The following is a 13,174-nucleotide window of genomic DNA, read 5'->3' on the forward strand; positions in this document are numbered from 1 at the left end:
CACGATCTGACAGACTCACCCGTCGGGCGCGCGATGGCGCCCAGCCCATCACTCCCACCCAGGTCGTCCCGTTGCTGAACTCGTCCCGCTTCAAGATCGAGACCCCGAAGTCGCTGGCCAGCCGCGTGGCTGAACGCCTGCGCGAAGCCATCATCGACGGCGAGTTCGCGCTCGGCGCGATGATTCCGGAGGAGTCGCTGGCGGCGCAGTTCGGCGTTAGCCGCACCCCCGTGCGCGAAGCACTGAACCAGTTGCAGCTGCAGGGCCTGGTCGTCGTCAAGCCGCAGCGCGGGAGTTATGTCTTCGAGCCCAGCGAAGCGGACATCACGGCGATCTGCGAGTTCCGCTGCACCGTGGAGCCCAGCGCCGCCGAGCTGGCCTATCACCATGACCGCGAGGCCACCGTGGCGGCGCTGAAGGCGGCCATCGCCGAGATGGAAGCGGCCCGCGGCGCGCGCGATCCCGTGCGCTACGGCCGCGCCGACACGCGGCTGCACGAGGCCTTCTTCGACCACTGCGGCAACCCTTACATGCTGGCCGCCTATGCCACCGCGGCGACCAAGATCGCCACGCTGCGCACGCACCTGTCGGCGCCGGCCGATGTGCTGCACTCACGCGGCTTCGAGCAGCACACGCGCCTGCTGCGCCTGTTCGAAGCCGGCGACTTCACGGCCTTCCGCGCGCTGATGCACGAGCATGTCACCGGCACCCGCGACAACTATGTCAACAGCCTGAAGGCGCGCGGCGGCTGAAGGGAGCGAACAGGCCCGGCCGAGTTCAGATGCCGTGCGCGCCGGCCGCTTCGCGAGCCTGTCGGCAAGTCCTTGGGCCTCGCCGCGCCCGAGTTTTCGCCTGACGGCGACAGTGGTACGCTGTGTACCAGAACTTGGTGAGGTACACAGCATGCGAACGAACATCGAGATAGACGACAAGCTCATGAAGGACGCCCTGAGAGCGACCGGCGCAAAAACCAAGAAGGAAGCCGTGGAGCTTGGTTTGCGGACCTTGGTTGAACTCCGGGCGCAAGAGAAGGCGCGTGAACTGCGAGGCAAGATCACCTGGGAAGGTGACCTCGACGCCATGAGGACCGACAGATGATCCTTGTCGATTCCAGTGTCTGGGTCGACTACTTTCGTTCGGCCGACACGCCACAAGTCGCACTTCTTGACTCCTTCTTCGGGCGAACGCGCATCGCAGTCGGGGACTTGATCGCGGCAGAAGTCTTGCAGGGCGTTCGTGATGACAAAGAATTCAAGTGGGTCAGGAAGGTGTTCGACACCTTCACCCGCCTTGACCTCTGCGGATACGAATTGGCATTGAAGGCATCCGAGAACTACCGTGTTCTTCGGGGCAAGGGCATCACGATTCGCAAAACGATCGATAGCTTGATCGCGACGCGATGCATCGAAGACGGCCTCACGCTCTTGCATTGCGATCGGGATTTCGCGCCCTTCGTCGCGCACTTGGGGCTGCGCGAGGCCTATTCGGAAACCAGGGTTTGAGGTAGCGCGCAGACAGCGGCGCGGCGCTTGGCCCGCACACTGACTGATAAGCAAGGGCACCTCGCGGGCCAGGTAGTACGCCCTTGGCTGTCGCGATGACCGCGAGGCCTCATCGCATGCGCGAAGTGAGCGTCCGAAGTTCCTGACGACGCTTCTGGCTGCCTGGTGCGTTCGGGAAGAGTGAGGTCACACCATACAACGGCGCCGAGGGATGGGACGTGATTGCCCCCAGGATGTACTCGAAGCCGACGAGAAAGTGCAGTGCACCACACGCTCCGGGCTCCGAGTTCTCTGTGCGAAATACGCGCGAGGACGGCGATTTTCCCTTGATGCGCTCCAGGACCTCATAGTGAACCTCAATCTGGTCCCTTTGATCAGAAAGCGTCTTTCGCTCGCGCTTGACCAGTTTCACTTCGGTGATGAGCACACGGAGCAAGGTCGTTGCCTTGTCGGCGACATCTTCGGCACTGGGCTGCACGAAGATACATGCGTTTGCTGTTGAAGCAATGAGCGCGGATGCAATGACCAGTGCGGAAATGCGGGAGAACATGGCGGACAAACGGGTCGTGAGGATTTCGACAGTGGCAAGGCTCATGCGCGCTCTCCGTCCTTCTGACGGGTGCATGCCAGCCCGGCCACCCGCAGCATCGCCGCCAGGCTGCGCTCGACATCTTCGTCCGTCGTGGCCCAGGAGCACACGCTGATGCGCATCGCGGTATGCCCCTGCCATTCGGTCACGCCGCACCAGCAGGTGCCTTCGGCCTGCAGCTGGTCGATCACCTGTCGCGTTATGGACGCGTCACCAAAACTCACCAGCACCTGGTTCAGCACCACCTCGTTGTGGATCGTGAACCCGGCGGCGGCCAGCCCCTGGGCGAAGCGGCGCGCGTGGCGGCAGCAGCGCTCGATCATCTCTGCCACGCCGCTGCGGCCCAGTGCGCTGAGCGCGGCCCAGACGTCGACACCGCGGGCGCGTCGCGACAGCTCCGGCGTGTAGTCCGACGGCGCGCGCACGGCGCCCTGCGCCGGCAGGTAGGCGGCGGTGACCGACATCGCGGCGCGCAGCGCGTCGCCGTCGCGCACGAAGGCCAGGCCGCTGTCGTAGGGCACGTTCAGCCACTTGTGGGCATCGGTGGCCCAGGAGTCGGCCAGCTCGGCGCCGTGGCACAGCGGCTGCAGCGACGGCGCGGCGCGGGACCACAGGCCGAAGGCGCCGTCGACATGCACCCAGGCGCCGGCCTCGTGCGCGGCGTTGCACAGTGCTTCGATCGGATCGAAGGTGCCGGTGTTGACGTTACCGGCCTGCACACACAGGATGCTCGGACCGGCCATGCGCGGCAGCCGCTCGGCGCGCAGGCGACCCTGCGCATCGGTGGCGACACGCACGACGCGGTTGCGGCCCAGCCCCAGCACGCCGAGCGCCTTGAACAGCGTGGGGTGCGCTTCGGCGCCGACGATCACGGTGATCGGCGGGGCGCCGAACAGGCCGTCGGCTTCCACGTCCCAGCCGGCACGCGCCAGCACCGCGTGGCGCGCGGCCGCCAGCCCGCACAGGTTGGCCTGGGTCGCGCCGGTGACGAAGGCGCCGCCCGCCTCGCGCGGCAGGTCCAGGATCTCCAGCAGCCAGCGCAGCGCGACCTGCTCGAAAGCCGCGACGCCCGGCGTGGCGGCCGGTGCGGCAGCATTCTGGTCCCACGCGGTGGCCAGCCAGTTGGCGGCCACGCTGACCGGCAGCGCACCGCCGACCACGTAGCCGAAGAAGCGCCCGCCGGCCATCGCCGAGGTGGCGGGCGAGCCGATCTCGTCGAGCCGGTGCAGCACGGCTTCCGGCGCTTGCGGCTGCTCGGGCAGCGGCTCGTCCAGCGCGGCCAGGCCGGCGATGGCCTCGGGCTGCGGCGCCACCGCGCGCGTGGGCAGGGAGTCCAGGTAGCGGCTGGCGCGCCGCGCGGCGTCGTCGAGAAGGGATGTCATCGGGGGTTGCGGCCTTGCCGGCGGGGGGGTCAGCCCCATTTTCGCCAAGCGCGCCCACTGCGCAGTCGGCGCCGCAAGGCCGGCACCAGGCGCGCCAGCAGCAGCGCCAGGGCCAGCGCCGCGAAGGCCGGGCGCAGGTCGGCCCGCGCCAGCACCGGGCGGGCCAGCGCCGGCGCGGTGAGTGCCTCGGCCAGCCCATCGCCGCTGTGCAGGCGATGGAAGTCCAGCCCCAGTTCGCCGGCCAGCAGCCGCAGGTAGCCTTCGCGCAGCGCCGACAGATGCTCGCTGCCGGCCACTCCACCCGGCAGCGCGGACGGGACATTGCCGCCGCGCACGCCGGGCCGTGCCGGGGCCGCGGCGTCGTCGTCAACCAGCTTCTCCCCGCCCAGGCTGGCGCCGCGGCCCTGGCTGTACGGGTCGGTCTGCATCACTTCGTCGGCCCGCCAGAATCCCATCGGGCGACCCAGTGGATCGGTCTTCGGGATCGGCACCGGCAGCAGCCCGCCGACGCCGACGATCAGCCCGGCCACATCGCCCGGCTTGTCGTCGAACGCCGGGCGGTGCCGCGGGTTCAGCGGCGGGGCCTCGTGGCCGTCGGTGACGAACACCAGCGAAGGTTTGCCCGGCAGCAGCTTGACCACGCCGATGCCGCTGTGCAGGCCCTTGGCCACTTCGCTGTTGCCGGACCAGGCCATGCGCCCGTCGATGCCGGCCAGCGTGGCCTGCAGCTCGCCCAGGTGCTGGCACACCTCCACCGGCGCCATCAGCAGGAAGCTGCGGTACTCGGTGAAGACCGCCCAGCCGATGCGCGAGCCGCAGGGCAGCTGCGGCAGGGCCTGGTGCAGCGCCTGTTTCGCGAAGGCCAGGCGCGACACCGGCTGCCCGGCCAGCTGCTGATCGGTGACGTTCATGCTTTGCGTGATGTCCAGCACCACCACCTGCGCCACCAGCGACTGTTCCAGCTGCAGGCCCGGGTTCAGGAAGCTGGCCGCCAGCGCCAGCGCCGCGGCGGCCAGCAGGCAGCGGTCGCGCTCGTGGCGCCACAGGGCCGCGGCGCGGCGGTTCAGGCGGGCCATCCAGCCCATGGCGGCCCTCATGGCGGTCTTCATGGCAGCCCGGGCGAATGCCCCCGCATGGTGGTCACCGCGCGTTCGGCATTGCGGGGTTCGGCGGCCGGCGCCTCTTCGGCTTCTTCAGGGTCGGGCAGCAGGCGCTGCGCACGCTCGAGGTTGTAGCGCGCGTCCCAGTGCGCGGGGTCGTCGCGCAGCAGCTCGCGGTACAACTCCTTGGCCAGCTCGATCAGCGGAATCGCCTGGCCGGGCTGGGGGCCGGCGCGCACGCGCTGGGCCTGGCGCAGCAGCAGGTTGGCGCTGTTGAAGCGGGCGGCCTGGCGCAGCGATGCATCGGTGTGCAGCGCCTGATAACGGCTCAATGCCACGTCCAGCGATCCGCTGGTGGCCAGCGCGTGGGCCTGGGCGAACTGCAGCTGCGGCGCGGCATCGGCTGCCGGCGCCGGCCCTGCCGGCGGCACCTGGCCCGATTCGATCAGTGCATTGAGGCGCTGCACCCGCCAGGTGTGCGTGGCATCGACCGCGGCCACCAGCACCAGCACGGCCAGTGCGATCCAGACCCGGCGCGTGCGCTGTTGGGCGACGTTCAGGGCTAGGCCCATCGACGGATCTCCAGCAGGTTGGCCGCCAGCAGCAGCAGCACGCACAGCAAGGCCAGGCCGTGGGCATGGGGCGAGAGGTCGCGCCGCGGCACCAGGTCGCGGTAGACGATGGGCAGGTTCTCCAGGCGATTCAAATCCTCGATGGCCTTCTGCAGCGCGGCCGGGTTCTCGGCTTCGTAGGCGCGGTAGGGCGCACCCAGTGATTCGAAGTAGCGGTGCAGCATGTACTCCGGCACCACGTCCAGGTTGGACGGCGCCTCGTTCGTCTCCAGCGTCAGCCCCGGGCTGTTGACCGAGCGCAGGTAGATCCAGTAGATCGCCACGCGGTGTTTGCGCACCAGCTCCTGGATGCGCTCGCGGGCCGCGGGGTCGAGCTTGTCGCCGCCGTCCGACACCAGCAGCACGATGCGCGACCCGGTATAGGGCCGGTCCTCGAAGAACGACAGCGCCGATTCCAGCGCCAGCGCGATGTTGGTCTCGGACAGGCCGCGCCCGACGTTGCCCGCGGCAATGGCGGCCTGGATGACCTCCTGCTTCTGCGTGAAATCGAGCACCCGCATCGGCACGGTGCTGAAGACGACCATGCCGAAGCGGTCGTCAGCACGCTTGGCGGCGAACTCCGACAGCAGCGCTCTCGCCACCCGGCCCTTGGGCTCGCGCGCGCGGGCACTGCCGAGCCGGACGTAGTAGTCCAGCGCTTCGGGCCCGGTGCCGCGCGGCGCCGCCGCCGCGCCAGCCCGGCCGCCGGCGAAGCCCTGGTCCATGCTGCGGCTGCGGTCCAGCACCAGCACGATCTCGGCGCCCTTGCCCACCCGTTCAATCGTGTAGGCCGGCCGGTACGGGCCCGCCAGGCCGATGACGATGCCGGCCAGCGCCAGCACCGCGACCAGGCGCAGCCCGACCTGCAGCGCGCTGGAGACCCCATCGCGCGGCATCAGCGCGACGACGGCGTTGCGCAGCTCATGCGCCGCGCCGGGCAGCAAGGCCAGCAGCGCCAGCGGCAGCAGGCCCAGCAGCCAGGGATGCGCGAAGCTGAGGTAGGCATTCATGCCGCGCCCCGCTCCGCATCGCAGCAGGCCTTGCAGAAGCGGCGCAGCCACGCGTCGTGGTCCGTCGCCTCGGCCGCCGCGCCGGCAAAGAACTGCTCGCGCGAGCGCTGGAAGAACAGCGCCAGCTCGGCGCGTTGGCCGGCAAACTGCGGGTGGGCGGTGATGAAGCGCTCGATGTCCGGCTCGAACAGCACCTGGCCCGCCGTCTGGTTCAGCGCCTCGTGCACACGCTTGAACATCTCCTGCCGCCGTTCGGCGAAAGCCGACTCCGGCAGCCCGCGCAGCGCACGCCAGGCCATCGTGAAAGGACGCCGGCGCCGCGCCCACCACGGCAAGCCCAGGTAGACATGGCCAAGGTAGCCGGCCGCCAACAGCAGCAGCACGAAGTAGGCCGTCAATCGCGCCCTGGCCGGGCCGGTGTCGATCAGCGGCGGCGCGGCATCGGGCCGCAGTTCGCCCAGCCCTTCGCGCACCGGGGCCTCGGCCGGCGCCAGCGGCGCCACGGTGAGCGGCCAGGCATCGACACGCAGGTCTTCGATGCGCGACGGACCTTTGACACGCAAAGTGAGCGGCGGCAATTCCAGCGTGCGCACCTCGGGCGGCGACAGGAACACCTGGTAGACCAGCGTCAACTCATGGCGGCTGCCCACCAGCTGCCAGCGGCTGCGCTGCGTGACCTGCCGCAGCTCCAGCGCCTGGCCGCGGCGGGCGCTCTGCGGCAGCGAGCTCTCGTCGAAGGCACTGCCGGCCGGCACGTGCACGGTGACGATGCGCGTGACCCGGTCGCCGACGACATGGCCGAAGGCGCGCGGCTCCTGCACCGTCACGGTGGCCACCTCGTCAGCGGCCCGCGCGGTGCCGGCAGCCGGCATCAGCAGCGCGGCCAGCATCACCGGCCCGAGCCGGGCGCAAGCCCGCGCGCGCATCGGCTTCATGCGTGGAAGTGCCGGGTCACGGCATCGGCATCGAAGCCCTCGGCCAGCAGCAGCGGGCTGAGGCGGTGGGCGCTGAACAGCTGGAACAAGGCCTCGCGCCGCTGGGCCTGCCGCGCCAGCCACTGCCGGCGCAAGGCCGGGCGCCACCAGACCAGCCGGCGCGCGCCGCTCTCGGGGTCCAGCACCTGGGCCAGGCCACGCGGCGCGCTGAGGGCGAATTCCCGCGCATCCCACAGCAGCACCGGCACCACCTGGTGCGCGGCCAGGCTGTCCAGCAGCGCGGCGACCTCGTCCAGCGGCAGGTGGAAATCCGACAGCAGGAAGACCAGTGAGCGCTGACGGTTCAAGTAAGCGTGGGCGGCCAGCAGGCCTTGTGCCGAGCGGCCGTCGGGCTGCAACACGCGCAACGCGGCGGCAACGGCGTGGCCGGCACCGCGCGTGCGTGTCTGCGGCTGCAGAAAGTCCTGGCGCACGGCGCTGTCGCAGCCGATGAAGCCGAAGCTGTCGCCATTGCGCCAGACCGACCAGGCCAGGCTCTCGGCAAAGTCGGCCATCACCTGCAGCTTGGGGCGGGCGCCGGCGAAGCCCATCGACGCCGACAGGTCGGCCACCATCGTGACCGGCACCGATTTGCGCTCGCTGTGCACACGAACGATCCAGTTCTGCAGTGGGTCGCGCAGGCTGGCGTGCAGGTCGAGCCGGCGGGCATCGGGCGCGTCAAGAAGGTTGGCGTGGCCGCGGAATTCGAAGCCGCTGTCGCCACGCGTGCTGCGGTGCCGCCCCGGGAAATGGCCCCGTACCGTGGCGCTGACGCGGTAGTGGATTTCCGCCGTCGTCAAGGCGCCGCGACCTGGTTCAGGATGCCGGCGATCAGCGGGCCCGAGATGTCGTGGCGCCGCATCTCGTACACCGGCTGGTAGACGAGGCGATGGGCTATGGCATCGGCGAACACCGCCTGCACGTCTTCCGGCGTGACAAAGGCGCGCTCCTGCAGCCAGGCGTTCACGCGCGCCGCGCGCAGCAGCATGCTCATGCCGCGCGGGCTGGCGCCGGCCAGCATCAGCGTGGACACATCGAGGCCGGACACGCGCACGCCGAAGTCGGCCGGCGCGGCAGTGGCCTGCCACAGCGCCAGCGCATAGGACTGCAGCGCCTCGGAGGTCTCGATGCTGCGCTGCACCTGTTCAGCCACGGCGTTCAGGTCCTGGTGCGCCACCATCGCGGGCTGGAGTTCGCCGACCAGCCGGTCGGTGTCGTGGTAGCGCGGGTCGAACATCAGCCGGCGGCGGTCTTCCGCGGTGGCCGGCGGGTCGATGGTGACTTCCAGCATGAAGCGGTCGCGCGCCGCGGAGGAGATTTCGAAGGTCTCTTCCCGCTCCACGCGGTTGCGATCAGCGAACACCAGTAGGTGCGGCAGCCGGTACTCGCGGTTGAAGGCCGAGACGCTGCGCTCGGCCATCGCCCGCAGCAGCAGCGAATGCACCTGCGGGCGGGCGCGGTTGATCTCGTTGAAGAAGAAGATCGACAGGTCCTCGCCATGCCGGATCAACGGGCCGGGATCCACCGCCGGCCGGCCGTCGCTGCCGATGTGGGTGTAGTAGATCAGGTCGTTGGGCATCAGGTCGATGGTGCCCTCGGTGCGCGCGAAATCGCCGCCCAGCACCTGGGCAAAGGCGCGCAGCAGCGTGGTCTTGCCCACGCCCACATCGCCCTGCAGCAGCACGTGGCCGCGCGCGAAGACGGCCAGGTTGACCCGCCGGATCACCCGCGCCTGGCCGATCACGGCCTTCGCCACTTCAGCCTCGACCGCCAGCGCGCGCTGGCGCCAGTCGGTCAACAGCGCATCGCTTCGGTCCATGCAGATCCCTTGTCCGGAGCTAACGCCCCACGGCACGGTGCCGGCAACGGCCCGGGCGCGTGACAGTCTGCCCCGGCCGCGACACAGCGGCCGGAGCCGGCGGGCTCACAGCCGCAGGTCAAGCAAGAGCCAAGCCGCGGGGATTCGCTGCCCTGGCCGCTTGCGGCGGCCTGTCCCTGCCGCGGCCTTCTAGAAGCGCAGGCGCGCGCCCAGCCACAGCGCACGCGGCGCGCCGGGGGCGAGAAAGCGCTCATGGCGCCAGTCGTCCGGTGCCTGCAGCGTGCCGCCGGCGTCGAAGGCGTTTTCGCCGAGCAGGCCGGCGCTGGCATAGCGCCGGTTGAAGGCATTGCTGAGCTTGGCGAACAGCTCGACGCCGGAGCCCAGCTGCCAGCTGCCGGTCAGGTCGAGCACCGCGAAGCCGCCGATGCGCCCGGCACCAAAGAACTCGTCGCCATCCGCTTGGTGGGCGTTGTTCTCGTTGCCGCGCAGGGTTTGGCCCGAGAAGGCCCGCAGCTGCGCACCGACGCCCCAGGTGGCGGCCGGCTTCCAGTCCACGCCGAGCTTCAGGCTGTGTTCGGGCAGGCCCGGCAGGCGATTGCCGGGCCGCACTTCGATCTCGTCGTCGCCGGTGCAGGCAGCGCTGGTCTCCGCGCTGCTGTTGCCTTCGGCAACGATGCAGGCCGAGGACTCGAAGCTGGCCCGCAGGAAGCTGTACGAGGCCGACCAGTTGAAAGCACCGTTCTGCTGCACCAGGCTCAGCTCGACACCCTGGCGCCGCGTGCGGCCGAAGTTGGTGAAATAGCCTGCCGCGCGGCCGTTGCTGATGAACAGCAGGTCGTCGCGGTTGGTGGTGCGGAAGACCGACGCATTCCAGCGCAGCTGCGGCGTCAGGCTGCCGCGCGCGCCGGCTTCGACCGTGCGCGAGACCACCTGCTTCAAGGGCGGGTCGGACTGCAGCGCATTGGGCAGCACACAGGCCTTGTCCGGGTCCGAGCAGCCCAGCTCGATCGGGCTGGGCGCGCGGTTGCCCTGGCTCATGCTGGCGTAGGCGGTCAGGCTCGGCGTCAGCTGCCAGGTCAGGCCAGCGGCGGGGTTGAACTTGCGGTAGCGGCCCTCGCCGTCCAGCGTGGTCGGCAAGCCGAGCGTGAGCCGCCCTTCGTCGACGGTGCTGACGCGGGTGCTGTTGAAGCGGCCGGACAGCGTCAACTGCAGGTTGTGCTGCAGCGCGATGAGGTCGTGCACGAAGACGCTGGTGGTGCGGCTGCGGCCGGAGATCAGCGCATCGACCTCGGGCTCATCCTCGGGGATCACGGCGCGGGTGGCGTCGAGCAGGCCTTCGGCCTCGGTCTGCATGAAGCGGCTGCGCGCGCGGTCGTGCGAGGCGCCCAGCGTCAGCCGGTGCTGCTCACCGGTCCAGTTGGACTGGATCGTGACGCCCTGCCCGCGCTGCTGCGTGCGGGTGCGGTTCTCGACACCGCTGGCTTCGTCGTCGGGCGGGTCGTAGTCGTCGTTGAGGTCGCCGTTCAGCGTGGCGGCGCGCGCATGGCGGGTGTACAGCGTGGCCGATACGCGGTGGCGCGGGCTGAGGTCGACGCTGGCGTTCAGGCTCAGCAGCGTCATCGTGTTCTCGGTCTGGTCGGGCCGGGTGTAGACCTGCTCGCGCCGGTGTTCGAGCATCGATTCAGGCAGCAGGCCGTTGCCGATCATGCGATTGCGGCCATGGGTCAGCGCCAGCTCCCAGGAGACGCTGTCGGTGTGCTGGCCGGCCTTGGCAAAGAACTGGCGCAGCTGCGAGGGCGAGTGGTCGCGCCAGCCGTCTTCATCGAAGCTGCTGGCGGCCAGGAACAGGTGGCCGCTCTCGCCCAGCCGGCGGCCATGCGACAGCTCGGTGCTGACGCGCTTGAACGAGCCCGCCTGGACCTCGACTTCGGTGCCCGGGTGGGTGTCGCCGCTCTTGGTCTGCAGCGACAGCGCGCCGCCCAGCGTGTTCAGGCCGAACAAGGGGTTGGAGCCCGGCAGCAGCGTGATGTGGGCCAGCGCGGCCTTGGGGATCAGGTCCCAGTTCACCACGTCACCGAAGGGCTCGTTGATGCGCACGCCGTCCTGGTACACCGACAGGCCCTGCGGCGTGCCCAGCAGCGGGCTGGCGCTGAAGCCGCGGAAGTTGACGTCCATCTGGAACGGGTTGCCCTGGATCTCGTTGACGTTGACGCTGGGCAGCTGGCTGCTCATGAAATCGGGCAGGTTCAGGCTCTGCAGCTGGCGCAGGCGCTTGTCGTTGGCGGTCTGCACGTTGGACGGGATCTGGTCCTTGGCCACGCCGGTGCCGGGCACGGGCGTGACGCCGACCACCTCCACTTGCGGCAGGCTGGTGGTCGGCGCGCCCTGGCTCTGCGCCGCGGCGCCGGTGGCGGCCACGGCCATCAGGCCCGCGAGAGCCAGCGGGGCGTGCCGCCAACGCGGCATCGTTCGAATCATCGGATGTCTCCTGCTGTCGTTGTGTGGCGCCGCGCCGCATCGCGCGCGGGCACTGCCGTGCACGCTAACAAGCGCGTGGCGCGCTGGCCAGGGAAAACTTCCCGGCGCGCGGCGTCAGGAGCCGCGCCTCACACCCCCGCCGTCGACACCACGCCGTGCCGGATCGCCAGGTGCGCCAGCGCGGCCGAGGTGGCGACGCCGAGCTTCTCCTTGATCACCGTCTGATGATTCGAGATGGTCTTGGCGCTGAGCTTGAGCGCCTGCGCGCATTCACCCGGCGAGTGGCCTTGCGCGAGCAGGCGGAAGATCTCGAACTCGCGGCCGCTTAAGCCGGCAAGCCGCTGGCTTTCGTCGTGCGGGTCACGCTGGAGCAGGCCGGGTGGCAGCGCGGCGTCCAGGTAGCGCCGGCCGGCGTGCAAGGCGCGCACCGCGTCGACCAGGCTGTCCGGCGGGCTGGCCTTGGTGAGGAAACCGCGCGCGCCGGCGTCCAGCGCGCGGCGCACCAGCAGCGGACTGTCGTGCATGCTGAAGACCAGGATGCGAGCCGCCGCATCACGCTGCAGGATGCGCCGCATCAGCGCCAGCCCGCCGCCGCCGGGCATGGACAAGTCGGTGACGACCACGTCAGGTGTTAGCGCGACGAAGGCGGCGTAGGCCGCATCGGCGTCGCCGGCCTCGTGCACGATGCGCATGTCGCCCGCCTGGTCCAGCAGCCGCAGGTAGCCGCTGCGCACCACCGGGTGGTCGTCGGCCAGCATGACGCGGATCACGCCGCCTCCCGCCACGCGGGCGCCGCCGCGGCCAAGGGAATCTGCAGCTGCAGCCGCACGCCATGGCCCAGCGTGCTCTGCACTTCCAGCACGCCGCCGAGGGCCGCGGCACGCTCGGTGGCGCCGAGCAGGCCGAGCCCGCGCGAGGCGGCCCCCACATCCATGCCGCGGCCGTCATCCTGGATGCTCAAGTGCAGACCCTCGAGCGCGCTGCAGGCCAGCTGCACACGCACCTGGCTCGCACGCGCATGGCGCATCACATTGGTCAGCGCCTCCTGGGTGATGCGGTAGACGGCAATGTCCATCGCATCGGCCAGCCCTTCGATCGGGCCCTCGTGGTGGAAGACGCAGCTCACGCCGCTGCGCTCCTCCCAGGATTCGCACAGCGACTGCAGCGCAGCGACGAGGCCCAGCGCATCCAGCTCGGCCGGCCGCAAGCGGCGCAGCAGGTCGCCCACCAGCTGGTGGAGGTCCTGCGCGGCGGCATCGGCACGCTGGGCGGCCGCGAGCATGCCGGCACGGTCGTCAGCCGCGCAGCGGCGCAGCCAGGCTGTTTCCACGCGCACGGCGCTGCAGCCTTGGCCGAACTCGTCGTGCAGCTCGCGGGCCAGCGCGCGGCGCTCGCTCTCCTGCAAGGCGATCAGGCCCTGCGCCAGCGCGCGGTTGTGGTCCAGCAGCGCGTTGACATGGGCTTCGGCCCGTTCGCGGCGGGCCAGCTCGGCCAGTGCATCGCGCCGGCGGCGCAGCGCGTACCAGGCCAGGCCGCAGGCCAGCACGGCCAGGCTGAACGGCAGTTCGTCCAGCTCCCAGTGTTCGTAGCGGGCCAGCCAGCGCACATAGCGTTCGTGGAACTCCAGGCTCAGCGACAGCGCATAGCTGCCCAGCGTGGCCAGGGCCACCCAGCCCAGATCGCGCCGCGAGCGACCGAGTCCCATTTGC

The 13,174-nt window shown here is 70.3% G+C and carries 14 protein-coding genes; 3 read left to right on the forward strand and 11 right to left on the reverse strand.

Going from position 1 to position 13,174, the window contains the following annotated elements; genetic code table 11:
* The first annotated feature begins 71 nt into the window (after positions 1-71).
* The 3 genes from VLK61_RS20475 (at position 72) to vapC (ending at position 1,502) form a co-directional block, all read left to right on the forward strand.
* Positions 72-752 carry a GntR family transcriptional regulator gene (locus VLK61_RS20475; protein WP_325423480.1) on the forward strand — a complete coding sequence of 227 codons (681 nt, stop codon included), beginning with the start codon at positions 72-74 and terminating at the stop codon, positions 750-752.
* 151 nt (positions 753-903) lie between these two features.
* Entirely contained in the window at positions 904-1,098 is a 195-nt protein-coding gene (locus VLK61_RS20480) for a type II toxin-antitoxin system VapB family antitoxin (protein WP_325423481.1), read from the forward strand.
* Positions 1,095-1,502 carry a type II toxin-antitoxin system VapC family toxin gene (gene vapC / locus VLK61_RS20485; protein ID WP_325423482.1) on the forward strand — a complete coding sequence of 136 codons (408 nt, stop codon included), beginning with the start codon at positions 1,095-1,097 and terminating at the stop codon, positions 1,500-1,502. The genes VLK61_RS20480 and vapC overlap by 4 nt, the downstream gene beginning before the upstream one ends.
* Before the next feature lie 109 nt (positions 1,503-1,611).
* On the opposite strand, the gene VLK61_RS20490 is transcribed toward vapC, so the two are convergent.
* The 11 genes from VLK61_RS20490 to VLK61_RS20540 all read right to left on the reverse strand — a co-directional run bounded on the left by VLK61_RS20490 (position 1,612) and on the right by VLK61_RS20540 (position 13,170).
* On the reverse strand, positions 1,612-2,097 hold the full coding sequence (locus VLK61_RS20490) for a hypothetical protein (protein ID WP_325423483.1): 486 nt from the start codon (positions 2,095-2,097) through the stop codon (positions 1,612-1,614).
* Positions 2,094-3,473 carry a pyridoxal phosphate-dependent decarboxylase family protein gene (locus tag VLK61_RS20495; RefSeq protein ID WP_325423484.1) on the reverse strand — a complete coding sequence of 460 codons (1,380 nt, stop codon included), beginning with the start codon at positions 3,471-3,473 and terminating at the stop codon, positions 2,094-2,096. The genes VLK61_RS20490 and VLK61_RS20495 overlap by 4 nt, the downstream gene beginning before the upstream one ends.
* A gap of 29 nt (positions 3,474-3,502) precedes the next feature.
* On the reverse strand, positions 3,503-4,570 hold the full coding sequence (locus VLK61_RS20500; protein WP_325423485.1) for a vWA domain-containing protein: 1,068 nt from the start codon (positions 4,568-4,570) through the stop codon (positions 3,503-3,505).
* A gap of 8 nt (positions 4,571-4,578) precedes the next feature.
* Positions 4,579-5,145, reverse strand: coding sequence for an MxaK protein (locus VLK61_RS20505; protein ID WP_325423486.1), 567 nt, complete (start codon positions 5,143-5,145; stop codon positions 4,579-4,581).
* Positions 5,136-6,194: a vWA domain-containing protein gene (locus tag VLK61_RS20510; protein ID WP_325423487.1), complete on the reverse strand. Its 1,059-nt coding sequence runs from the start codon at positions 6,192-6,194 to the stop codon at positions 5,136-5,138. The genes VLK61_RS20505 and VLK61_RS20510 overlap by 10 nt, the downstream gene beginning before the upstream one ends.
* The gene (locus VLK61_RS20515) at positions 6,191-7,129 is read right to left on the reverse strand and encodes a hypothetical protein (RefSeq protein ID WP_325423488.1); all 939 of its coding nucleotides are present in this window, start codon (positions 7,127-7,129) and stop codon (positions 6,191-6,193) included. Before VLK61_RS20515 ends, VLK61_RS20510 begins: the two co-directional genes overlap by 4 nt.
* A complete protein-coding gene (locus tag VLK61_RS20520; RefSeq protein WP_325423489.1) occupies positions 7,126-7,968 on the reverse strand; it encodes a DUF58 domain-containing protein in 843 nt (280 codons plus the stop codon). Before VLK61_RS20520 ends, VLK61_RS20515 begins: the two co-directional genes overlap by 4 nt.
* The gene (locus tag VLK61_RS20525) at positions 7,965-8,987 is read right to left on the reverse strand and encodes an AAA family ATPase (protein ID WP_325423490.1); all 1,023 of its coding nucleotides are present in this window, start codon (positions 8,985-8,987) and stop codon (positions 7,965-7,967) included. The genes VLK61_RS20520 and VLK61_RS20525 overlap by 4 nt, the downstream gene beginning before the upstream one ends.
* Positions 8,988-9,176: 189 nt before the next feature.
* Positions 9,177-11,465 (reverse strand): TonB-dependent receptor, encoded by a 2,289-nt coding sequence (locus VLK61_RS20530; protein WP_325423491.1) that lies wholly within the window; start codon positions 11,463-11,465, stop codon positions 9,177-9,179.
* A 128-nt stretch (positions 11,466-11,593) separates the two neighbouring features.
* The gene (locus tag VLK61_RS20535; RefSeq protein ID WP_325423492.1) at positions 11,594-12,235 is read right to left on the reverse strand and encodes a response regulator transcription factor; all 642 of its coding nucleotides are present in this window, start codon (positions 12,233-12,235) and stop codon (positions 11,594-11,596) included.
* Positions 12,232-13,170 carry a sensor histidine kinase gene (locus VLK61_RS20540; protein ID WP_325423493.1) on the reverse strand — a complete coding sequence of 313 codons (939 nt, stop codon included), beginning with the start codon at positions 13,168-13,170 and terminating at the stop codon, positions 12,232-12,234. The genes VLK61_RS20535 and VLK61_RS20540 overlap by 4 nt, the downstream gene beginning before the upstream one ends.
* Between the last annotated feature and the right edge of the window lie 4 nt (positions 13,171-13,174).

The organism is Aquabacterium sp. (assembly GCF_035476535.1).
GTDB lineage: Bacteria > Pseudomonadota > Gammaproteobacteria > Burkholderiales > Burkholderiaceae_C > Pseudaquabacterium.